The sequence below is a fragment of the Streptomyces sp. NPDC056628 genome (genome assembly GCF_042792555.1).
Lineage (GTDB): Bacteria > Actinomycetota > Actinomycetes > Streptomycetales > Streptomycetaceae > Streptomyces.
Window position 1 is genome coordinate 132,238 of sequence record NZ_JBHTWG010000008.1, and the last position, 21,592, is coordinate 153,829.

General features: G+C 71.8%; 19 protein-coding genes. 7 read left to right on the forward strand and 12 right to left on the reverse strand.

Going from position 1 to position 21,592, the window contains the following annotated elements:
• The first annotated feature begins 13 nt into the window (after window positions 1-13).
• Window positions 14-514, forward strand: a complete 501-nt coding sequence (gene ybaK, locus ACFRAC_RS13805) for a Cys-tRNA(Pro) deacylase (protein ID WP_361342791.1) — start codon at window positions 14-16, stop codon at window positions 512-514.
• Window positions 515-698: 184 nt separating this feature from the next.
• Here the strand turns inward: ybaK and ACFRAC_RS13810 are convergent, their stop codons facing one another.
• The 4 genes from ACFRAC_RS13810 to ACFRAC_RS13825 all read right to left on the reverse strand — a co-directional run bounded on the left by ACFRAC_RS13810 (window position 699) and on the right by ACFRAC_RS13825 (window position 4,747).
• Window positions 699-1,445, reverse strand: coding sequence for a hypothetical protein (locus ACFRAC_RS13810; RefSeq protein ID WP_382924091.1), 747 nt, complete (start codon window positions 1,443-1,445; stop codon window positions 699-701).
• Between the two features lie 34 nt (window positions 1,446-1,479).
• Complete coding sequence (locus ACFRAC_RS13815; protein ID WP_382924092.1) at window positions 1,480-2,304, reverse strand: ABC transporter permease; 825 nt, start codon at window positions 2,302-2,304, stop codon at window positions 1,480-1,482.
• Between the two features lie 88 nt (window positions 2,305-2,392).
• Window positions 2,393-3,367, reverse strand: a complete 975-nt coding sequence (locus ACFRAC_RS13820; protein WP_382924186.1) for an ABC transporter ATP-binding protein — start codon at window positions 3,365-3,367, stop codon at window positions 2,393-2,395.
• A 165-nt stretch (window positions 3,368-3,532) separates the two neighbouring features.
• A complete protein-coding gene (locus tag ACFRAC_RS13825) occupies window positions 3,533-4,747 on the reverse strand; it encodes an NYN domain-containing protein (protein ID WP_382924093.1) in 1,215 nt (404 codons plus the stop codon).
• 247 nt (window positions 4,748-4,994) lie between these two features.
• Here ACFRAC_RS13825 and ACFRAC_RS13830 point away from each other — a divergent pair, with 247 nt between their 5' ends.
• Complete coding sequence (locus tag ACFRAC_RS13830) at window positions 4,995-5,159, forward strand: hypothetical protein (protein WP_382924094.1); 165 nt, start codon at window positions 4,995-4,997, stop codon at window positions 5,157-5,159.
• A 90-nt stretch (window positions 5,160-5,249) separates the two neighbouring features.
• On the opposite strand, the gene dnaE is transcribed toward ACFRAC_RS13830, so the two are convergent.
• The gene (gene dnaE, locus ACFRAC_RS13835) at window positions 5,250-8,789 is read right to left on the reverse strand and encodes a DNA polymerase III subunit alpha (RefSeq protein ID WP_382924095.1); all 3,540 of its coding nucleotides are present in this window, start codon (window positions 8,787-8,789) and stop codon (window positions 5,250-5,252) included.
• Between the two features lie 202 nt (window positions 8,790-8,991).
• Here dnaE and ACFRAC_RS13840 point away from each other — a divergent pair, with 202 nt between their 5' ends.
• The 4 genes from ACFRAC_RS13840 to ACFRAC_RS13855 all read left to right on the forward strand — a co-directional run bounded on the left by ACFRAC_RS13840 (window position 8,992) and on the right by ACFRAC_RS13855 (window position 13,771).
• Window positions 8,992-10,317 carry a DUF2252 domain-containing protein gene (locus ACFRAC_RS13840; protein WP_382924096.1) on the forward strand — a complete coding sequence of 442 codons (1,326 nt, stop codon included), beginning with the start codon at window positions 8,992-8,994 and terminating at the stop codon, window positions 10,315-10,317.
• A 90-nt stretch (window positions 10,318-10,407) separates the two neighbouring features.
• Entirely contained in the window at window positions 10,408-11,106 is a 699-nt protein-coding gene (locus tag ACFRAC_RS13845) for a hypothetical protein (protein ID WP_382924097.1), read from the forward strand.
• Window positions 11,107-11,185: 79 nt separating this feature from the next.
• Window positions 11,186-12,010, forward strand: a complete 825-nt coding sequence (locus tag ACFRAC_RS13850; protein ID WP_382924098.1) for a thioredoxin domain-containing protein — start codon at window positions 11,186-11,188, stop codon at window positions 12,008-12,010.
• 99 nt (window positions 12,011-12,109) lie between these two features.
• On the forward strand, window positions 12,110-13,771 hold the full coding sequence (locus ACFRAC_RS13855; protein WP_382924099.1) for an alkaline phosphatase D family protein: 1,662 nt from the start codon (window positions 12,110-12,112) through the stop codon (window positions 13,769-13,771).
• 7 nt (window positions 13,772-13,778) lie between these two features.
• Here ACFRAC_RS13855 and ACFRAC_RS13860 read toward each other — a convergent pair whose 3' ends face one another.
• Window positions 13,779-14,348 (reverse strand): dienelactone hydrolase family protein, encoded by a 570-nt coding sequence (locus ACFRAC_RS13860; protein ID WP_382924100.1) that lies wholly within the window; start codon window positions 14,346-14,348, stop codon window positions 13,779-13,781.
• Between the two features lie 93 nt (window positions 14,349-14,441).
• On the opposite strand from ACFRAC_RS13860, the gene ACFRAC_RS13865 reads away from it, so the two are divergent.
• The gene (locus ACFRAC_RS13865; protein ID WP_382924101.1) at window positions 14,442-15,563 is read left to right on the forward strand and encodes a mechanosensitive ion channel family protein; all 1,122 of its coding nucleotides are present in this window, start codon (window positions 14,442-14,444) and stop codon (window positions 15,561-15,563) included.
• 5 nt (window positions 15,564-15,568) lie between these two features.
• Here the strand turns inward: ACFRAC_RS13865 and ACFRAC_RS13870 are convergent, their stop codons facing one another.
• The 6 genes from ACFRAC_RS13870 to ACFRAC_RS13895 form a co-directional block, all read right to left on the reverse strand.
• Window positions 15,569-16,309, reverse strand: coding sequence for an SDR family NAD(P)-dependent oxidoreductase (locus ACFRAC_RS13870; RefSeq protein ID WP_382924102.1), 741 nt, complete (start codon window positions 16,307-16,309; stop codon window positions 15,569-15,571).
• Window positions 16,310-16,347: 38 nt separating this feature from the next.
• A complete protein-coding gene (locus ACFRAC_RS13875) occupies window positions 16,348-17,934 on the reverse strand; it encodes a Na+/H+ antiporter (RefSeq protein ID WP_382924103.1) in 1,587 nt (528 codons plus the stop codon).
• 81 nt (window positions 17,935-18,015) lie between these two features.
• Window positions 18,016-18,492 carry a GNAT family N-acetyltransferase gene (locus ACFRAC_RS13880; protein WP_382924104.1) on the reverse strand — a complete coding sequence of 159 codons (477 nt, stop codon included), beginning with the start codon at window positions 18,490-18,492 and terminating at the stop codon, window positions 18,016-18,018.
• Complete coding sequence (locus ACFRAC_RS13885) at window positions 18,489-19,433, reverse strand: RluA family pseudouridine synthase (protein WP_361342751.1); 945 nt, start codon at window positions 19,431-19,433, stop codon at window positions 18,489-18,491. Before ACFRAC_RS13885 ends, ACFRAC_RS13880 begins: the two co-directional genes overlap by 4 nt.
• Before the next feature lie 75 nt (window positions 19,434-19,508).
• Window positions 19,509-20,108: a signal peptidase II gene (gene lspA, locus ACFRAC_RS13890; RefSeq protein WP_382924105.1), complete on the reverse strand. Its 600-nt coding sequence runs from the start codon at window positions 20,106-20,108 to the stop codon at window positions 19,509-19,511.
• A gap of 70 nt (window positions 20,109-20,178) precedes the next feature.
• Window positions 20,179-21,129 carry a TraR/DksA family transcriptional regulator gene (locus ACFRAC_RS13895; protein ID WP_382924106.1) on the reverse strand — a complete coding sequence of 317 codons (951 nt, stop codon included), beginning with the start codon at window positions 21,127-21,129 and terminating at the stop codon, window positions 20,179-20,181.
• Window positions 21,130-21,592: the final 463 nt, after the last annotated feature.

Genomic DNA, 21,592 nt, shown 5'->3' on the forward strand with positions numbered 1-21,592 from the left:
GGAACGGCCACCGATGGCGAAGAAGTCGAAGAAGCAGCAGCCGGGCGGTACGCCGGCCACGGTCGCGCTGACCGCGGCCGGTGTCGCGTACACCGTCCACTCCTACGAGCACGACCCCGCGCACCCCTCGTACGGCGAGGAGGCCGCGCAGGCGATGGGCGTCTCACCGGACCGGGTCTTCAAGACGCTGGTCGCGGACGTGGACGGCGCCCTGACCGTCGCGGTCGTCCCGGTGGCGGGTCAGCTGGACCTCAAGGCGCTGGCGGCGGCGGTCGGCGGCAAGCGCGCCGCCATGGCGGACCCGGCGCTCGCCGAGCGCACGACCGGCTATGTGCGGGGCGGCATCTCCCCGCTGGGCCAGCGCAAGAAGCTGCCCACGGTCCTGGACGCCTCCGCCTCGGACCACGACACCATCTGCGTCTCGGCGGGTCGCCGGGGCCTGGAGGTCGAGCTCTCCCCCGGCGACCTGGCGGCGCTCACCGGCGCGGTCCTCGCTCCCGTCGGGCGTGCGTGAGCCCTCGGCAGCGGGGCCGTCCTCGGTCGCATACGTCGAGCACGTCGAGTACGCCGAGTACGGAAGACGTGCCGAAGAGGACGCGCAAGCGGAAGTGGCGTATCAGGAAGGACCGTTCGAACCACGGACACCGCCCGGCGTGACGTGACGGTCCACGCTCGGGGGACCGGCCACCTCCTGGGCCTCAGGCCGCGGGTGTGCCGTGGGCGTCCTTCGCCTGCCCCTGCGGGGGCTGCTGCTGATACGGGTCCGGCTCCCGCGGGCCGAACAGCGCCGTCAGCCCGAGGTGCACCACCAGGGCCGCGAGCGGCCAGGCCAGCCAGGCCCCCTTCGCGCCCAGCTGCAGCGGCGCCGAGAAGGTGACGCCCTTGCCCACCGCCTTGGCGTGGGCGATGACGTTATCCGTGGGGCCGAGCCAGACCCCGATCCGCCAGGCCAGCAGCGACCCGAGGAAGCCGCCCAGGGCCAGCCCCACCACCAGCGGCACACCGCCGCGCCGCCGCCACAGGAACGCGGCCACGGCGCTCACCAGGCCGAAGGCGAGCGCGAGCAGCGTGAACGTGCCGTCCACCCCGATGGCCTGCTCGCCCTCGGAGTCCTTGAAGTACACGACCCAGCCGTTGTCGACGACGTCCCCCACGAGCGGCACGCTGGGCGCCAGCCGCCACCACAGAACCCCCAGCAGCGCGCCGAGGAGCGCGACCACCACGGTGATTACGGCGCCCTCGCGCAGTTCGGTCTTCATGCCGGGACCGTCCTGTCCGTACGAGCCCGGCGCGCCGTACGGGCCGGGCGAGCCCTGCGGGCCGCCGGCGGCGTCGGATATGGCGTCGTGCGGCACGGCGGCCGTGTACCCGGCAGCGGGCGGCCCCCACCCCCCGGGGGAGGACGGGTCACGCGGCGGCGGGGGAGGAGTCAGCGGAGCGGTCACCCTGCCATCGTGCCAGGCCGCCGGGTGGGGCGCGTCACCGGACGGCCGCCCGGCGGTAGGCCCAGGTGGCGACGGCCAGCGAGACGACGCCGACCACCGCGCACACGGCCAGGTCACCGAGGACGAACGCCCAGGAGGGCCGCTCCCCGAAGGTCCGCGCGAACGCCTCCACGCCGTAGGTCGAGGGGAGCAGGTCGCGGGTGAACCGGACCACCTCGGGCATCCGGTCGGCGGGCAGGACGCCCAGCAGCAGCGCCGCCGACATCCCGAGCTGCCCGAGCAGCGTGGCCAGCTCGGGGCGCGGCGCGAGCAGGCCGAGGGCGGCGCCGAGCCCGGCGAGCGCGGCTCCGGCGAGCGGGATCACCGCGACGAGGATCCACAGATGGGTCATCGGCAGACCGAACAGCAGGCAGCCGGACACCGCGGTCACCACGGTCCCCGGCACCGTGAAGGAGGCGTACGCGCCGGCCGCGCCGAGCACCACGGCCGCGGGCGGCACGGGAAGCGTGGCGTAGTGGTCGAGTCCGCCGCTGGCGCGCAGCTGCCCGAAGTACTGGGCGAGCAGGTTCAGCGCGACGAAGGCGACGACCAGCACCGACGAGCCGGCCACCACGGCCTGCGCCTCGGTCCCGCCGTCGACGACGCCGCGCATCAGGATCATGATGCCGACCGACTGGAAGGTCGCCACGAACAGCAGCGGGATGCGCGCGACCCGCGCCCGGGACAGCTGGGCCCGGTACACGGCGCACAGCGACGGCACCAGCCGTGCGCGCGGCCCGAGCTCGGCCGGGGCCCGGCCGGACGTCTCGTCCGCGGCCAGGGCGCCACCCGGCAGAACCTCGGCGGGTACGACACTCACGTGGCGCTGCTCCCTTTCGCACGGGGGATCGAGACAACGGTGGCCCTGACGCGTACGGCGTCCTGTACGGATGCGGGGGTCCGCGTGCTCACGCCTTCACCAGTCCCTTCCGCGCGGCACCGCCCAGCGCCAGGTAGACGTCCTCCAGGCTGGGCGTGGCGAGCGTGAAGTCGTCGAGCGCGGCGAAGGCGGCCCCGCCGGTGACGGTGGCGACCACCGTGCGGGCCTCCTCGGGGGCGAGCCGCAGGGTCCAGCGGCGGCCGGACTCGAGGGCGCGGTCCCGGAGCGCGGCGACCTCGGGCACCTCCAGGGGCGCCCGCTCCCGCCACAGCAGCTCGACGCGGACCTCGCCCGCGACGCGTTCCTTGAGGCCGGACGGTGTGTCGCAGGCGATGACCCGGCCCCGGTCGAGGACGGCGACCCGGTCGAGGACGGTCTCGGCCTCGATGACGTTGTGGGTGACGAGCAGCACGGTGGTGCCCCGTTCGGCCCGGCGGCGGTCCACGGCCGACCACACGGCCCGCCGGGCCACCGGGTCCATGCCGGTGGTCGGCTCGTCCAGGACGAGCAGCGGCCGCTCCCCCACCAGCGCGGCGGCGAAGCAGGCCAGCCGCCGCTGCCCTCCGGAGAGCTTCTTCAGGGGGCGGCCGGCGATCGGGGCGAGCCCCAGTTCGTCGAGGACGGCGTCCCGCTCGGCCCGGGCCCGCCGGACGTCCAGGCCGCGCAGCCGCCCGGTGGTCTCGGCGGCGAGGGACACGGTCAGCTCGTCCAGGGCCGACGACTCCTGGCCGAGGTAGGCGAGGATCCGCGCGGCCCGCTCGGGGTGGCGCACGATGTCGTGCCCGAGGATCTCGACGCTGCCGGAGTCGGGCCGCATCAGCCCGGTCAGCTGCCGTACGAGGGTGGTCTTGCCGGCTCCGTTGGGTCCGAGCAGCCCGAAGATCTCGCCCTGGGCGATGTCGAGCCGGACGTCGTCGGTGGCCCGCAGCGCGGGGGTGCCGGGCGCTCCGCGCCGCCCCCGGACCGCCGGGTAGGTCTTGGTCAGCCCGCGCACGGCACACACGACGTCACCACCGTGCCGAAGTGCCTGTCCCGCGCGCGTACTCACAAGGCAAGAGGGTACGGGGTCCGGGTGCCCGATCCGTCCCCGGGGCGGCCGGTCGCGGCCGATCGCCTGTTCGCCGCCGCGTCGGGCACGCCGGGCGCGCGGGCCACGGCGGGGCGGGGCTCAGTCCCCGGCGGACGCGTGTTCCGCCGTCCGTACGTCGATCTCGCGCCAGAACCCGGCGCGGATCGCGTACCGGTCGTGCTCGTCGATCTGGTCGTCCTTGTGGGCGAGCAGCCCGAAGCGGGCCGCGTACCGCAGCAGCTCGCCGTCGATCCGGTGCGGGATGCGCGGGTACATCGAGGACAGCTTCTGCAGGTGCCCCTGCTCCCCCAGCCGTCCCATCCACCGGCGCGCGAAGACCTGCCCGACCTCGTACGGGTCGCCGCCGACCGTCGTGATGTCCTCCTCGCGGTCCGCCCAGCGCTGCTCGGCGGTGGTGAGCTGCGCGAGGGTCGGCATGGAGGCGATCTCGGGCGGTTCGGACGTGGCGCCGGGACGGTCGACCCAGCCCCTGTCCGAGGACCAGCGCAGGGTGGCGCTCGCCGGGTGCTGGGCGGTCTGGACGCCGGGCGCGCGCAGGGCGGCGAGGTCCTTCGGGGTGGGGACGCCCTTGGGCGCCGGGACCCGATCGGGGGCGCGGGTGTCCGCGTCGGCGGCCGGGCCGTGCTCGGGCTCCTCGGAGGGGCGCTCGGTCGTCGCGCCGAGTGCGGAGTCCGGCAGGGGCGCGGACAGGATCGCGGCGATCTCCGGACGGGGCACCGGCGCCGGCGCGCACACGCCGTTGAACTCCTTGGCGCGTACGGCCTGGGTGATCCAGGCGCGGTCGAGCACCCGCCGTTCGTCCGCCTCGGCGACCAGGTCCTCGGACTGGTTGTAGTCGCCGTCGGCGGCCTGCACGGCCCACAGGTGGACGGCGACCCCGTGCTCCTTGGCGGCCATCATGCCCGGCAGCAGGTCCCCGTCGCCGGTGACCAGCACCACGTCGGAGCAGGCGCGGTTGCGGGCGAGTTCGGTGAGTTCGGCGTGCATCGCGGCGTCCACGCCCTTCTGCGCCCAGCGGCCGTCGCTGCGGGTCAGGGCGCCCAGCCGGACGGTGACCCGCGGCATCACGCGCAGCCGGCGGTGTTCGGGCTGCGGGACGCGGTCGGGGGCACCGTCGAACCAGTAGATGCGCAGCAGGGGCTGCTGGGTGTCCGACTCGGCGCGTTGGCGCAACGCCTGGATGAGGGCGGCGTGGTCGACGCTGATCCGGGACCGGGAGGGTTCCCCGGCGAGCAGGCTGGCGGCGGCCCCCAGCAGATACCCGGCGTCCACCAGGACGATGCAGCGGTCCACACGACTCACCCTCTTCCCGGGAGGTTTGCTTCAGGCTTCCTTCGAGTCTGCCCGACCGTACGGGGGTTAACGGGCCGAACTCGATCTTCGGCGTGGCGTTTCGGCGGATCGGGCCGGTGCCTCGGCGATACGGGCGCCCCGACAACCGCCACTACACAGGGTAATTATCCGACATGCGCTCTTTGTCAGCCTATGTGAATCTGGTCCCGGCCCTGGCCCCTAGATCCCCCACAGGAGGCAGATCACCATGGCCAAGAACAAGAAGCAGGACCGTAAGCAGCCCCAGTCCGCGCGTGGTGCCCGGCAGAGCGAGACCACGGTGATGGAGTCGCCGTCGGAGCCCACGCTCGCGCAGGCGAGCCCGGGCGACATCGCCCGCAAGGGCCGGCAGAAGCGCTTCGGCCACAACTGAGATCTGCGTAAGGGTTGTTGAGACCCGGACACGACGAAGGGGCGCGTCCCGTGCGGGACGCGCCCCTTTCGTACGGCTGCGGGTGACCGCTCAGCCGGCCAGGCAGGAGGGGCCGAGCAGCACCTTGAGATCGCCGAACAGCGCCGGATCGGGCTTCACCCGGTGCCGGTCGAGACGCAGCACCGTCGTCTTGGTCGGGCCCTGGAGCTTGATGCGGACCTCGCTCTCGCCCCTGTGGTGGCTGAGGATCTCGCCGAGCCGGCTGACCATCGGCGGGGTCACCTTCATCGCCGGGATGGTGAGGATCACCGGCGCGTTGGCGCCCGCGTTGGACAGGTCGGGGACCTGGAGCTCCATCGCGACGAGCCGCGGCACGTCCTCGCGCTTGTCGAGCCGGCCCTTGACGAACACGACCGCGTCCTCGACGAGTTGGGTGGACACGAGCTGGTAGGTCGCCGGGAAGAACATGCACTCGATGGAGCCCGCGAGGTCCTCGACCGTGGCGATCGCCCAGGCGTTGCCCTGCTTGGTCATCTTGCGCTGCAGGCCCGAGATGATGCCGCCGATGGTGACGACCGCGCCGTCCGCGTGCTCGCCGCCGGTGAGCTGGGAGATGCCCGCGTCGGCCTTGTCGGACAGCACGTGCTCCAGGCCGAAGAGCGGGTGGTCGGAGACGTACAGACCGAGCATCTCCCGCTCCTGGGCGAGCAGATAGGTCTTGTCCCACTCGTCGTCGGTGAAGGTGACGTCGAGGCCGAAGCCCGGTTCGTCGCCCTGCTCCTCGCCCATCCCGCCGAAGAGGTCGAACTGGCCCTCGGCCTCCTTGCGCTTGACCGCCACCACGTTGTCGATCATCGGCTCGAAGTGGGCGGTGAGGCCCTTGCGGGTGTGCCCGAGGCTGTCGAACGCGCCCGCCTTGATCAGCGACTCGGTGGTCCGCTTGTTGCAGGCGGCCGCGTCGATCTTGTCGAGGTAGTCGGGGAAGGAGGAGTACTTCCCCTTCGCCTTGCGGCTCTTGATGATGGACTCGACGACGTTGGTGCCGACGTTGCGGACGGCCTCGAGGCCGAAGAGGATCACGTCGTCGCCCTGGGCGGCGAAGTTGTGCACCGACTCGTTCACGTTCGGCGGGAGCACGCGGATGCCCATGCGGCGGCACTCGTTGAGGTAGATCGCCGACTTGTCCTTGTCGTCCTTGACGGACGTGAGCAGCGCGGCCATGTACTCGGCCGGGTGGTTCGCCTTGAGGTAGGCGGTCCAGTACGACACCAGGCCGTACGCGGCCGAGTGCGCCTTGTTGAACGCGTAGCCCGCGAACGGGACCAGCACGTCCCACAGGGCCTGGATCGCCTCGTCGCTGTAACCGTTCTTGCGGGCACCGGTCTGGAAGATCGTGAAGTTCTTCGCCAGTTCCTCGGGCTTCTTCTTGCCCATCACGCGGCGGAGGATGTCGGCCTCGCCGAGCGAGTACCCGGCGATGATCTGGGCGGCCTTCTGCACCTGCTCCTGGTAGACGATCAGGCCGTGGGTGACGTCCAGGACCTCCCGCAGCGGCTCCTCCAGCTCCGGGTGGATCGGCGTGATCTCCTGCTGCTTGTTCTTGCGCAGCGCGTAGTTCGTGTGGGAGTTCATGCCCATGGGGCCCGGGCGGTACAGGGCCGACACGGCGGAGATGTCTTCGAAGTTGTCCGGCTTCATCAGGCGCAGCAGGGAGCGCATGGGGCCGCCGTCGAACTGGAAGACGCCGAGGGTGTCGCCGCGCTGGAGCAGTTCGAAGGTCGTGGGGTCGTCCAGCGGGAGGCTCAGGAGATCGATGTCGATCCCCTTGTTGGACTTCACCATCTTCACGGCGTCGTCCATGATCGTCAGGTTCCGCAGGCCGAGGAAGTCCATCTTCAGCAGGCCGAGCGACTCGCAGCTCGGGTAGTCCCACTGCGTGATGGTCACGCCGTCGGTGTGCCGGACCCAGACGGGCACGTGCTCGGTGATGGTCTCGCTGGACATGATCACGCCGGCGGCGTGCACGCCCATCTGCCGGACCAGGCCCTCCACGCCGCGCGCGGTGTCGATGACCTTCTTCACGTCCGGTTCGTTCTCGTACATCGCGCGGACCTCGCCCGCCTCCGAGTACCGGGGGTGGTTCGGGTCGGTGATGCCGGAGAGCGGGATGCCCTTGCCGAGGACGTCGGCGGGCATGGCCTTGGTGATGCGGTCGCCCATCGCGTACGGGTAGCCCAGCACGCGCGCGGAGTCCTTGATCGCGTTCTTGGCCTTGATGGTGCCGTAGGTGCCGATCATGGCGACCTTGTCGGCGCCGTACTTCTCCGTCACGTACCGGATCACCTCGACGCGCCGGCGCTCGTCGAAGTCGATGTCGACATCGGGCATGGAGATGCGCTCGGGGTTGAGGAACCGCTCGAAGATCAGGCCGTGCGGGATGGGGTCGAGGTCGGTGATGCCCATCGCGTAGGCGACGATCGAACCGGCCGCGGAGCCTCGGCCGGGGCCGACCGCGATGCCGTTGTTCTTCGCCCACATGATGAAGTCGGCCACGACGAGGAAGTAGCCGGGGAAGCCCATCGAGATGATGACGTCCATCTCGTAGTCGGCCTGCCTCTGCCGGTCCTCGGGGATGCCGCCGGGGTAGCGGCGCTCCATGCCCCGGCGGACCTCCTCCTTGAACCAGGTGACCTCGGTGTAGCCCTCGGGGATGTCGAACTTGGGCATCAGGTCGCGCTTCTCGAACATGCCCGTGGTGTCGACCATCTCGGCGACCAGCAGCGTGTTGGCGCAGCCCTCCTGCCAGGCGTCCGAGGAGTCGATGGCGTACATCTCGTCCGTGGACTTCAGGTAGTAGCCGGTGCCGTCGAACTTGAAGCGGTCCGGGTCGGAGAGGTTCTTGCCGGTCTGGATGCACAGCAGGGCGTCGTGGGCGGTCGCCTCGTGCGCGTACGTGTAGTGCGAGTCGTTGGTGACCAGCGGCGGGATGCCGAGCTTCCTGCCGATCTCCAGCAGGCCGTCGCGGACCCGGTGCTCGATGTCGATGCCGTGGTCCATCAGCTCCAGGAAGTACCGGTCCTTGCCGAAGATGTCCTGGTAGTCGGCGGCGGCCTTGAGCGCCTCGTCGAACTGGCCGAGCCGCAGCCGGGTCTGCACCTCTCCGGAGGGGCAGCCGGTGGAGGCGACGATCCCCTCGGACCACTGGGAGATGGTCTCCTTGTCCATCCGGGGCCACTTCTGCAGCCAGCCCTCGGCGTAGGCGTCGGAGGAGAGACGGAAGAGGTTGTGCAGCCCCGTGCTGTTCACGGCCCACATCGTCTTGTGGGTGTAACCACCGGAGCCGGAGACGTCGTCCCGCTTCTGGTGCGGCTGGCCCCACTGGATCTTGCGCTTGTTGCGCCGGGACTCGGGGGCGACATACGCCTCGATCCCGATGATCGGGGTGATCCCGGCCTTCTGCGCGGAGTGGAAGAAGTCGTACGCCCCGTGGAGGTTGCCGTGGTCGGACATGGCGATATGGGTCATGCCCATCTCGTTGCACGCGTCGAACATGTCCTTCAGCCGCGCGGCACCGTCCAGCAGCGAGTACTGGGTGTGGACGTGCAGGTGCGTGAACGGCGGCTTGGACACGACGTGGCCTCCATGGAAAACACTCGGTGACAGGCGGGCGGACACTTCCGGGGACAGCGTCGAAGTCTATGCCTCGGGACTGACACCTACGGGTCTCCCCCGCGTACCTTCACACCGAGGGCCCGCGGGCACTTTCCGGCGGGCCCGCCCGTTCGATACGACGGAAACGCTGTCGTACACACGCACCAGGAGGCACCCAGCGATGTCGGTCCCCCAGCTCAACGACGAGCAGCGCGGCGACGAGATCCTCGCCGTCTTCGACACCGCCTTCGGCGAGCTCCTGGCCGCCGACCCGGCCGCGTTCCGCGTGAAGTTCCGGAAGATGGCGGCCTCGGCCTTCGCGTTCTACCGGGGCACGGCGTGCCTCTTCTACCAGGACCTGGACGCGGAGAAGCGGGGCGGCCCGTACCTGGACGAGCGCACCTCGCGCGTGTGGATCCACGGCGACCTGCACGCGGAGAACTTCGGCACGTACATGGACTCCAACGGCCGGCTGGTCTTCAACGTCAACGACTTCGACGAGGCCTACGTCGGCCCGTTCACCTGGGACCTCAAGCGCTTCGCCGCCTCGGTCGCCCTCATCGGCTACGCCAAGGCGCTCAGCGACGACCAGATCACCGAGCTGGTGCGGATCTACGCGGACGCCTACCGCGCGCGAATCCACGCCCTCGCGGCCGGCGCCAAGAGCGACGAGGTGCCGCCGTTCACGCTGGACAGCGCCGAGGGCCCGCTGCTGGGCGCCCTGCGCGCCGCCCGCTCGCTGACCCGCTTCGAGCTGCTGGACTCCATGACGGAGATCCGCGACTTCGAGCGGCGCTTCGCCCCCGGCGGCGGTTCCGTCGAGCTGGACGCGGCCACCCGGTACAAGGTGCTCGCGGCCTTCGACGGCTATCTGGAGACGCTGCCGGACGCCTCGCTGGCCCGCCCCGACTCCTACCGCGTGAAGGACGTCGTGGGGCGGCGCGGCATCGGGATCGGCTCGGCGGGGCTGCCGTCGTACAACATCCTGCTGGAGGGCCACAGCGACGCCCTGGAGAACGATGTGGTGATCTACATCAAGCAGGCCCAGACCCCGGCCGTCTCCCGGCACATCACGGATCCGGCGATCGCCGGGTACTTCCAGCACGAGGGCCACCGCACGGTGATCTCCCAGCGCGCCCTCCAGGCGCACGCCGACCCCTGGCTCGGCTGGACGGAGCTGGACGGCGCGGGCCAGCTGGTCGCGGAGGTCTCGCCGTACGCCGTGGACCTGGACTGGAGCGACATCGACGACCCGGAGGAGATCGCGGCGGTCGTCGCGGACCTCGGCCGGGCCACCGCGGCGATGCACGCGGCGGCGGACGACACCTCCGGCGAGTCGCTGGTGCCGTTCTCCACCGAGCGCGCCATCGACGCGGCGATCGCCGCCGACGAGGACGGCTTCGCCGGGCTGCTGGTCTCCTTCGCCCACGAGTACGGGGCACGCGCGCGTGCCGACCACCAGATCTTCGTGGACCTGTTCCGCAACGGCCGGATCCCGGGTCTGTGACGAAAGGGTCGCCCACCGGCCGCCCGAGGCCCCTCACCGTCAGCCTTTAGGGGTCCCTTACAGCCCTTCGTGCCACACTCTTCTTTCGTTATGGACATCTCCGGGACCCAGCTGCGAGCGCTACGCGCGGCGCTGTTCACGTCACTCGTGGTGACGCTGAGCACGGCGTCGCACGTCCTGCTGTCCCGGGCGCCCCTGCCGCTGAACACGGTGGCCCTGCTGGCGGCCGCCGTGTTCGCCCTGGCGTACGCGCTGGCCGGCCGGGAGCGCAGCTTCGGGCGGATCGCCGCCCTGCTGATCCCGCTGGAGCTGGCCGCCGACACGATCCTCACCACCGGGCAGCACGTCTGCTACGGCAGGGCGGGCGGCCCGGTCGCGGGCCCGCTGGCCTCCGTCGGCTGGGACGTGCTGTGCGGCGACGGCACCCAGGTCGGCACCCCGCTGGCCCAGGTCACCGGCACCGCCCCGGACCGGCTCGGCGGGCTCCTCGCCCACGCGGACCCGGCCACCGCCTGGTTCCTGCTCGCCGCCCACGTCGGTGTGGGCCTCGCCGCCGCGGCCTGGCTGCGCCGGGGCGAGCGGGCGCTGGCCCAGCTGCTGTGCGCGGTGGGCGCGACCACGTTCCGGCCGCTGCTGCTGGCGGTCGCGGCGGTGACGGTCCGGCTGACCGCGCCGGCCCGGCGCCTGCCGCGCCCGGCGCACCGGGCGGCCTCCGCCCGCCTCCTGCTCCTCGTGCACTCCCTGGGACGGCGTGGACCGCCGTGCTCGCCCGCGTTCACCGTCGCGTGAACGCGCTCCGAGCAATACGGCCCACCCGTACGTATCCCGCACACGACGTGTGCGCGTCCCCATGCATGGAGAGCACCCAATGAGCAAGCGGAACAGCCAGGCGGCGAAGTCGGCGGCCCGAGAGCGCCTGCGCGCCGAACGCGAACGCGAGGCCAAGCGCGCCAAGGTCAGGCGCCAGATCATCGTCGCCGCGTCGGTCGTCGGCGTCCTGGCGGCGGCGGGCGGCATCGGCTACGCGGTCGTCCAGGCGAACAAGCCCGGTTACTGGGAGGCCGTCAAGGACGACAAGCTCGTCAAGCCGGCCAACGCCTCGGGCGAGAACGGCACGACCGTCGTCCTCGGCGAGGACAGCGCGAAGAAGACGCTCGTCATGTACGAGGACCCGCGCTGCCCGGCCTGCGCCCAGTTCGAGCAGACGGTCGGCTCGACCGTCGACAAGGACGTGAAGGACGGCAAGTACAAGATCCAGTTCGTCGGCGCGACCTTCATCGACAACAACGTCCCGGGCGAGGGCTCCAAGAACGCGCTCAGCGCGCTGGGAGCGGCCCTGAACGTCGGCCCGGAGGCGTTCCTCGAGTACAAGACGGCGCTGTACTCGACGAAGTACCACCCCGACGAGACCGAGGACCAGTTCAAGGACGACGCGTACCTGATCAAGGTCGCGAACACGGTCGACGCCCTGAAGGACAACAAGCAGTTCCAGACGGCCGTGAAGAAGGGCACCTACGACAAGTGGGCGCTGGTCATGAGCGAGAAGTTCGACACCGACGGCGGGAAGTACAACTTCCAGGGCACGCCGACGCTCCTCATGGACGGCAAGAAGATCACCGGCAGCGACGGCAAGAACACCCCGATGAGCGTCCAGGACTACACCAAGGCCATCGACGGGGCCCTCAAGGGCTGAGCCCTCGGCGCCCCGAGTCACTGACATCGCGCTGAAAAGCGGGCGAACTTTCGTCAGTTCGCCCGTCCGCGCGAGTACCGCTCAGTAACCTGATCGGCTGTGACCAGTCGATACAGATCTCCCGATCAGTACAACGCGCTCAGTCCACGCCGCCGTTCGGTCGTCAAGGCCGCGGCGGCGACGGCTGTCCTGGCCGGCCCGCTCGCCGGCGCCCTGCCCGCTCGCGCCGTCGACGCGGCCCCCGCCTTCCTGCACGGTGTCGCCTCCGGCGACCCGCTGCCCGACGGCGTCCTGCTGTGGACCCGGGTGACACCGACGCCCGACGCCCTGCCCGGCTCCGGGGTCGGACCGGACACCGCGGTGAGCTGGACCGTCGCCCTGGACAAGGGGTTCACGCACGTCGTCGCCCGGGGCTCGACCACCGCGACCGCGGCCTCCGACCACACCGTCAAGGCCGACATACGCGGTCTGTCACCGGCCACCGACTACTGGTTCCGCTTCTCCGCCGGCGGCACCGACTCCCCGGTGGCGCGCACCCGCACGGCGCCGGCGGCGGACGCCCCGGTGGCGAACCTGCGCTTCGGCGTCGTCTCCTGCGCCAACTGGGAGGCCGGCTACTTCTCGCCGTACCGCCACCTCGCGGCCCGCGGCGACCTCGACGCCTGGATCCACCTCGGCGACTACATCTACGAGTACGGCTCCGGCGCGTACGGCACCCGTGGCAAGGTCGTCCGCCCGCACGCCCCCACCCACGAGATCGTCACCCTCGCCGACTACCGCGTCCGCCACGCCACGTACAAGACGGACCCCGACCTCCAGGCCCTGCACGCCAAGGCCCCGGTCGTCGCGATCTGGGACGACCACGAGTTCGCCAACGACACCTGGTCGGGCGGCGCCGAGAACCACACCGAGGGTGCCGAGGGCGCCTGGGCGGCCCGGCAGGCCGCCGCCAAGCAGGCGTACTTCGAGTGGATGCCGGTGCGCCCGGCCATCGCCGGCACCACCTACCGCCGGCTGCGTTTCGGCAAGCTCGCCGACCTGTCCCTGCTCGACCTGCGCTCGTTCCGTTCCCAGCAGGTCTCCGTCGGCGACGGCGAGGTCGACGACCCCGACCGCACGCTCACCGGACGCGCCCAACTGGACTGGCTGAAGGCGGGCCTGAAGTCCTCGGACACGACCTGGCGGCTCGTCGGCAACTCCGTGATGATCTCGCCGTTCGCGATCGGCTCCCTCTCCGCCGACCTGCTCAAACCGCTCGCCAAGCTGCTGGGCCTGCCGCAGGAGGGGCTCGCCCTCAACCCCGACCAGTGGGACGGCTACACGGACGACCGCCGTGAACTCCTCGCGCACCTGCGGTCGAACGCGATCCGCAACACGGTGTTCCTCACCGGCGACATCCACATGGCGTGGGCGAACGACGTCCCCGTGGACGCCGGCACCTACCCCCTGTCCGCCTCCGCCGCCACGGAGTTCGTCGTCACCTCGGTGACGTCGGACAACCTGGACGACATCGTCAAGGTCCCCGAGGGCACCGTCTCGGCGATCGCCGCCCCGGTCATCCGCGCCGCCAACCGGCACGTCCACTGGGTCGACACCGACCGGCACGGCTACGGGGTCCTGGACATCACGGCCGAGCGCGCGCAGATGGACTACTACGTCGTGTCCGACCGCGCGAATCGGGACGCCACGTCCCAGTGGACCCGCTCCTACCGCACCCGCAACGGCACCCAGAAGGTCGAGCGCACGTACGACCCGGTGTGACCGAGGTCTAGAGGGTCTCCAGGAAGCCGAGTGCCACCCGCCAGGTGGTCTCGGCCGCCTCCTCGTCGTAGTCCGGGAGGTCCGGGTCGGTGTAGAGGTGTCCGGCGCCCGCGTACCGGTAGACCTCGACGTCGGCGCCGGCCCGGCCCATCTGGAGGTACCAGGCGCTCAGCCAGTCGTCCGTCTCGAACGGGTCCGGCTCGGCCACGTGCAGCTGCACCGGCAGGTCGTCCACGGAGGCGTTCGCCGCGATGTCCGAGGTGCCGTGCAGGAGCAGCAGCCCGCGGGCCTTGCCGTCGCCGAGCGCCAGCGTCTGCGCGACCGAGGCGCCGAGCGAGAACCCGGCGTAGACCAGCCCGCGGTCCGAGTACGGGGCCGCGGCCAGCACGGCCCGCTTCAGCAGCTCGTCCTTGCCGATCGACGTGTTGAACTCCATGCCCTCCTCGACCGTCTCGAAGGTGCGCCCTTCGAAGAGGTCCGGCGTCCACACCTCGTGTCCGGCGGCGCGCAGCCGGTCCGCGGCCTGCCGCACCGCGGGCCTGAGCCCATAGGTCGAGTGAAACAGCATGATGTTCATGAGGCCATGGTGCCAGCCGGGCCGGCGACACCGTGACCAGCGCCTCACCCGTCTCGATGTTCAGGCCCCCCGGTGGCTGGTTACGTTCGGGGGATGGAGACGATACTCCGCCCACTGCTCGTGATCGGCGGCTCGGTCCTGCTCACCCTGCTCATCGGGTGGGCCACCGACCGGCTGATGCGCAAGGCCGACGAACGGCACGGCGAGACCCCGATGTGGGGGCTGCTGCGCCGCGCCCGCGTGCCCTGGCAGGTCGTGCTGTGCACGGCCCTGCTCAGAGGGTCCTACGACGAGTCCCGGCTGCTCCAGGAGCACCACGTCGCCGTGGGCCGGGTGCTCACCCTCGTGCTGATAGGGGCGGCGGCCTGGCTGGCGATCCGGATCGCCGCCGCGGTCGTGGAGACGTCGTACAGCCGCTACGCCCGCGCGCACCACGACGCGGCGCGGGTCCGCCGGGTCCGCACCCAGGTGACCCTGATCATGCGGGTGGTGTCCGCGGTCGTCGGCGTGGTGGCGGCGGCCGCGATGCTGCTGACGTTCCCGGCGTTCCGCGCGGCCGGCGCCTCGCTGCTGGCCTCGGCCGGCATCCTCGGCATCGTCGCAGGTGTGGCCGCCCAGTCCACGCTGAGCAACATGTTCGCGGGCCTGCAGATCGCCTTCGGCGACATGGTCCGCATCGGGGACACGGTCGTCGTGGACGAGGAGTGGGGCACGGTCGAGGAGATCACGCTGACCTTCCTGACCGTGCGGACCTGGGACGAGCGCCGGATCACCATGCCGGTGTCGTACTTCACGGCGAAGGCGTTCGAGAACTGGTCGCGCGGCGGCCCCCAGATGACCGGCACCGTCTATCTGCACGTCGACCACTCGGCGCCGCTGGACGCGATGCGGGAGAAGCTCCGCGACATCGTCCGCGAGTGCCCCGCCTGGGACGGCCGTGACTACGGCCTGGTCGTCACCGACTCCACGCCCTCCACGATGGAGGTCCGCGCCCTGATCACCGCGAAGGACGCCGACGACCTGTGGACGGTGCGGGTCACGGTGCGCGAGCAGCTGATCCGCTGGCTGACCGAGCGTCATCCGTACGCGCTGCCCCGCGTCAACGCGGCGGACGCGGTGCTGCCGCCCGGCTTCCCGGTCCCCCATCGCGTCCCGCCCGTCCGCCGCACCCTCCCCCGCGGCCAGCAGTCGTCGGCGCGCGCCGAGCGCCCCTGACGGCCTCAGTGCCCGCGCTCGGCCCCGCCGTTGACCTGGACGACCTGTGAGGTGATGTGGCCGGCGGCGTGCGACGCCAGCCAGTGCAGCGTCGCGGCCACGTCGCCGGGCGTCCCGGCCCGCCCGTCGGACGTCTCGGCGACGAGCCGGGCGCGCCGCTCCTCGCTCATGGCGTCGCCGAAGAACCCGGTGTCCTCGATGTATCCGGGGGCGACGACGTTCACGGTGATCCCACGCGGCCCCAACTGCCGGGCCAGGTCGTGGGCGTACGGGTGCAGCGCCGCCTTGGACGCCGCGTACGCCCCGCTGCCCGAGCCGCGGAAGGCGGCGATGGAGCTGAGGAACAGCACCCGCCCGCCGGGGTCGGCGAGCCGGTCCTTGAGGGCCTCGGTGAGCAGGGCGGCGGTCAGCGTGTTCAGACCGAAGTTCAGCGTCCAGTCGTGCAGGACGACGTCGAGCGGTTCGTCGCTCTCCACCCGGGGTTCCAGCCCGCCCGAGCCGCCAGCGCTGTGGATCAGCACGTCCACGGTGCCGAACTCGGAGGCGACGAAGCGCTCCACGGCGCGCGCCCCGCGCGGCCTGCTCAGATCCGCCGCGTAGGTCAGGGCGCCGGGCACTCCCGCCTGTTCCAGGACCTCGGAGCGCCGCCCGAGCAGCAGCACCTGGTCCCCGTCCGCGGCGAACAACCGGGCCGTCGCGAGCCCGATCCCCGTACCGCCTCCACTGATGACAACGTTGCGAGCCATGATCAGATGGTACGAAGCCCAGGGCCGCGGCGGGCGGATCAGCGCAGACTGCGCACGTCCAGATGCCGCAGCACCCGGTCCACCACCTCGGGGTCGGACCCCGGCTCGGTGCGGGCCGCGAGCACCTCGTGGCGGGCCGCGCTCAGCAGTTCGCCCTGGATGCGCCGCACCCGCTTCAGCCGCTTGACCCGCTGCTGATGGGCCTCCCGGCGCTCCTCCTCGCCCAGGTCGGGGCTGATACGCACCCCGATCTCCAGGGCCCGCCGCAGCATCTGCTCGGACAGCTCGTCGGGCAGGTCCTCGACGGCCTCGATCTCCCGCAGTCTGCGTTTGGCCGCCTTGGCCGCGCGGGTCGCCAGCGACCGCTCGTACTCCTTCTCCCGTTCGCTGTCGGCCTCCACGCCGAGCCGTCTGACCAGCCACGGCAGGGTCAGCCCCTGGAGGACGAGGGTCGCCATGATCACGCCGAACGCGATGAAGATGATCTCGTCCCGGTCCGGGAAGGGGGAGCCCGCGTCGGTCTTCAGCGGGATGGCCAGCGCCAGTGCCACGGACGCCACCCCGCGCATCCCCGCCCACCACATGACGACGGTCTCGCGCCAGGTCATCGGGATCTCCTCCTCGACGTCCCGTCTGGCGTGCATCCGCTTGGCGAGCCGGCTGGCCGGCAGCAGGTACAGCAGCCGCACCACCACGACGACCCCGACCACCGCGCCCGCCCAGGTGAGCATCTCGCCCCAGCGCCCCGCCGCCGTGCTCAGCGCGTTGTGCAGTTCGAGTCCCACCAGGCCGAAGGCGACCCCGGTGACCAGCGTGTCGACGATGTCCCAGAAGGTGTGCCCGGCCAGCCGGGTCATCACGTCGTCGGCGTCGGTGGCGTACTCGGCGAGGAACAGCGCGGTGACGAGCACCGCGAGCACCCCGGAGCCGTGCAGCTCCTCCGCCATCACGTACGAGGCGTACGGCACCAGCAGGGAGAGCCCGATCTGCAGGGTGGGGTCGCCCAGCAGGTCCATCAGCTTGTTGGCGCCCCAGCCGAGGGCGAGTCCCACGGCCAGCGCGACCACGGCGGACAGGACCAGGTCGAGTCCGGCCTGCCACGGGGAGAAGGTGCCGCTCACGGCTGCGGCGATCGCCACGTGGTACAGCACGATCGCCGTGACGTCGTTGAACAGGCCCTCGCCCTCCAGGATGGACACCAGGCGGCGCGGCAGCCCGAGCTGTCCCGCCACGGCGGTGGCCGCGACCGGGTCGGGCGGTGCGACGAGGGCGCCCAGCGCCACGGCGGCGGCGATGGGCAGGCCCGGCACGATCGCCTGCGCGACCGCGGCCACGCACACCGTGGTGACGAACACCAGCGCCACGGCGAGCAGGAAGATCGGACGTACGTTCGCCGCGAACTGCCGCCAGGATGTGCGCCGTACGGCGGCGTAGAGCAGCGGCGGCAGCAGCAGTGGCAGGATCAGGTCGGGCGGGACGTCCACGTTGGGGACGAAGTCCAGCAGCGCGAGGACGATCCCGAGCAGGGTCATCAGCACCGGCGCCGGCAGACCGACCCGGTCTCCGACCGGGACGCTCACCAGGGCCCCGAGCAAAAGCACGAACAGCAGGGCCAACTGATCCACGGTCAGCGCTCCGACGAGTAGGCATCCACGGGACAGACCTCAAGCCTGCCACGCGGCGCGCCCCACCAGCGCGTTCGCGTCCTACCGGGTCAGGGCGCGCCGCATCGCGCGGTGGGGTGTCCCGGCGTCGGGGAACTCGGGTCCGTACGCCAGGTACCCCAGTCGCTCGTAGAAACCCAGGGCATGGGTCTGCGCGTGCAGGTCGACGGCCGTGAGTCTCCTCACGCGGGCCGCGTCCTCGACGGCGCGCACGAGGGCCGCGCCGACGCCGAGGCCCCGGGCCTCCTTCGTCACGGCGAGCCGGCCCAGCGATCCCACCAGGGGGTCCCCGCCGGTCTTGGCGGCGGCGGCCTCGCCGTACAGCAGCCGGCCGGTCCCGAGCGGCAGCCCGTCCTCGCGGACCGCGAGCACATGCACCGCGTCGGCGTCGTAGGCGTCGTACTCGATCTCCGGCGGGACGCCCTGCTCGGCGACGAAGACCTCCTTGCGCACCGCGAAGCACGCCTCGCGGTCGGCGGGGTCCTCGGCGACCCGCACGGTGTACGCGGGGGCGCTCACGCCCAGGTCTCCTCGCGCACCTGGTCGAGGGCCTGCTGGAGGTCGGCCGGGTAGTCGCTGGCGAACTCCACCCACTGCCCGTCCCCGGGGTGCTCGAAGCCGAGCCGCACGGCGTGCAGCCACTGGCGGGTCAGCCGCAGCCGCTTGGCGAGCGTCGGGTCGGCGCCGTAGGTGAGGTCGCCGACGCAGGGGTGCCGGTGGGCGGCCATGTGGACGCGGATCTGGTGGGTGCGGCCCGTCTCCAGTTTCACGTCGAGCAGGGAGGCCGCCCGGAACGCCTCGACGAGGTCGTAGTGCGTGACGGACGGCTTGCCGTCGGCGGTGACCGCCCACTTGTAGTCGTGGTTCGGGTGGCGGCCGATCGGCGCGTCGATGGTGCCGCTGGTCGGATCGGGGTGGCCCTGCACGAGCGTGTGGTAGCGCTTGTCGACCGTGCGCTCCTTGAACTGGCGCTTGAGCGAGGTGTACGCGTACTCGGACTTGGCGACGACCATGAGGCCGGAGGTGCCCACGTCGAGCCGGTGCACGATGCCCTGGCGCTCGGCGGCGCCGGAGGTGGAGATGCGGTAGCCGGCGGCGGCCAGGCCGCCGATCACCGTCGGTCCGCTCCAGCCCGGCGAGGGGTGGGCGGCGACGCCGACGGGCTTGACGATCACGACCACGTCGTCGTCGTCATGGACGATCTCCATGCCCTCGACGGGCTCGGCGACGACCTGGACGGGGGCGGGGGCCTGCGGCATCTCGACCTCCAGCCAGGCCCCGCCGTGCACCCGCTCGGACTTCCCGACCACCGACCCGTCGACCGTGACCTTCCCCGCGGCGGCGAGCTCGGCCGCCTTCGTACGGGAGAAGCCGAACATGCGGGAGATGACGGCGTCGACGCGCTCGCCCTCCAGGCCGTCCGGCACGGGCAGGGTACGGATCTCGGGAATCGTGCTCACCCGTCGAGTATGCCGGACGGGGCGGACGGCCCCGCACGGGCCTGTGGACAACCCGTGGCCGTCCGCGGCGGGCGGTCAGTCCTTGTGGACGGTCCCGTCCGGGTCCAGGCCCCGGAACGACAGCTGCACGATCAGGATGCCGCCGCACACGATCGCGGAGTCCGCGAGGTTGAACACGGCGAAGTGCTTGGGCGCGATGAAGTCCACGACGGCACCCTCGAAGACACCGGGCGCCCGGAAGATCCGGTCGGTGAGATTGCCGAGAGCCCCGCCGAGCAGCAGGCCGAGGGCGATCGCCCAGGGCAGGCTGTACAGCTTGCGGGCGAGCCGGGCGATCACCACGATCACCGCGGCCGCGATCACCGTGAAGATCACGGTGAAGGCCTCGCCGAAACCGAAGGCGGCGCCCGCGTTGCGGATCGCCTCGAACCTCAGCCAGTCCCCGATGATCTCGATGGGCGGGTGGTGCTCCAGCTTGGCGACGACCAGCATCTTGCTGACCAGGTCGAGGACGTACGCGAACGCGGCCACGCCGAAGAGCACGGCGATACGGCGCCTGCCCCGTGGCCGCTCGGCCGCCGCCGCGTCCTTCGCCCGCCGGTCGGACTGCTCCGGCCCGACGTCCCCCGCCCCCGGGGATTCCGGCGTACCGATGATGCGCTCCGCCTCTGCCACGTGAGTCCCTCGACCTAGGTACCTGACTGAGGACGAGAGTACGGCACGTCCCGCGTCACCCGCCTGCCGGTCAGTACCGGCGTTCCTGCTTCTGCTTGCACTCCACGCACAGCGTGGCGCGCGGGAACGCCTGCATCCGGGCCTTGCCGATCGGGTCGCCGCAGTTCTCGCACAGGCCGTAGGTCCCCGCGTCGAGCCGCTCCAGGGCGTGCTCGGTCTGGGTGAGCATCTCGCGCGCGTTGGCGGCGAGGGCGAGCTCGTGCTCGCGCGTGATGTTCTTCGCACCGGTGTCCGCCTGGTCGTCGCCGGCGCCGTCCCCGGAGTCCCGCATCAGACCGGCGAGGGCCCGCTCCGAGGAGCTGATCTCGTCGCGCAGCCGCGTCCCCTCCGCCTGGAGCCCGGCGCGCGCCTCCTCCACCTCCTCGGGGGTCCAGGGGTCCTCACCGGGGCGTACGGCCAGGTCGCCGGGGTCCGCCGCGGCGATGCGCGCCTTGGGAACGGCGGTCTTGTCCGCCGTGGCCGTGCCAGGAGTCTTCTTCGCAACCACTGTCGTGGCTCCCGTCTGCTCCGCGGTCTGCGCCGCGCCCGCCTTCTTGGCCCTGCTCCGGGTGGCCGGCCGCTCGCCGGCCGCCCGCCCCGCGTCCACCGTCTTCTTGCCGGTCCTGCTCGACGTGCCGGGCGTCTTCTTGGCGGTGCCCTTGCCGGTGCCCGGCTTCCCGCCCGCCTCCCGTGTCCCGGCCGTCTGCGGGGCGGCGGCGCTGTCGGCCACGGCCTCGGCCCTGCTCGCGCGGGGCGCCGCCTTCTTCTTCGGAGCGCCGCCTCCCGCGCGCGCGGCAGCGGCGGCCTTCCTCCTGGCGGCGGTTCCGGTCGCCGCCTTCTTCGCGCTCCCGCCCCCCTCGGCGCTCTTCCCGCCGTTCACGTCCTCGGCCGCGCCACCGGAGACGGCCGCACGGCCGGAGCCACCGGCACGGGTCGAACCGCTCGACGCCGACTGCTGTACGGCGGTCTTCTTCGCCACCATGCCGCGGCCCCTTCACATTTTATGATCTTGCTCGCGAACCGTGCTGGGACGATAAATCGACTCGAGTCCCGCGGCAACGGGGCACACCGCCCGATGCGCCCGCCCCGTGCGGGGAGAGCGCCGGACCTGCATCCGTTGTGCCCAGCTCCCCGCCGGGTATGCCGCCGGGAAGAACGTCCCGGGATCCGAGCGGGCGTGCCGCGCCATTCGAGTCACCGCGCGCCGCGCCGGCCCGCCCCCGCGCCCCTGCCTCCGGCACCGGTAAAACCGGTCGGCCGCCGCCCCCGCGGCGCCGTACACTGGGCTGAGCGAAAAGCGTGGATGGGGACGAGTAGCGGCGTACGCAGCCCAGAGCGACCCGGGGACGGTGTGAGCCCGGGGGCGAGCGCGACGTGAAGATCACCCCGGAGCCGCCGGAAGAAAGCCGCAGCAGCACCACCGCGACGGCGAGTAGAACCGGTCT

Excerpts from the sequence above, each read along its gene's own strand:
- ACFRAC_RS13840 (WP_382924096.1), top strand. The coding sequence starts at position 8,992 with ATGTCGGTCCCCCAGCTCAACGACGAGCAGCGCGGCGACGAGATCCTC.
- ACFRAC_RS13865 (WP_382924101.1), top strand. The coding sequence starts at position 14,442 with ATGGAGACGATACTCCGCCCACTGCTCGTGATCGGCGGCTCGGTCCTG.
- ACFRAC_RS13860 (WP_382924100.1), bottom strand. The coding sequence starts at position 14,348 with ATGAACATCATGCTGTTTCACTCGACCTATGGGCTCAGGCCCGCGGTG.
- ACFRAC_RS13830 (WP_382924094.1), top strand. The coding sequence starts at position 4,995 with ATGGCCAAGAACAAGAAGCAGGACCGTAAGCAGCCCCAGTCCGCGCGT.
- ybaK (WP_361342791.1), top strand. The coding sequence starts at position 14 with ATGGCGAAGAAGTCGAAGAAGCAGCAGCCGGGCGGTACGCCGGCCACG.
- ACFRAC_RS13895 (WP_382924106.1), bottom strand. The coding sequence starts at position 21,129 with ATGGTGGCGAAGAAGACCGCCGTACAGCAGTCGGCGTCGAGCGGTTCG.
- ACFRAC_RS13870 (WP_382924102.1), bottom strand. The coding sequence starts at position 16,309 with ATGGCTCGCAACGTTGTCATCAGTGGAGGCGGTACGGGGATCGGGCTC.
- ACFRAC_RS13845 (WP_382924097.1), top strand. The coding sequence starts at position 10,408 with ATGGACATCTCCGGGACCCAGCTGCGAGCGCTACGCGCGGCGCTGTTC.
- ACFRAC_RS13850 (WP_382924098.1), top strand. The coding sequence starts at position 11,186 with ATGAGCAAGCGGAACAGCCAGGCGGCGAAGTCGGCGGCCCGAGAGCGC.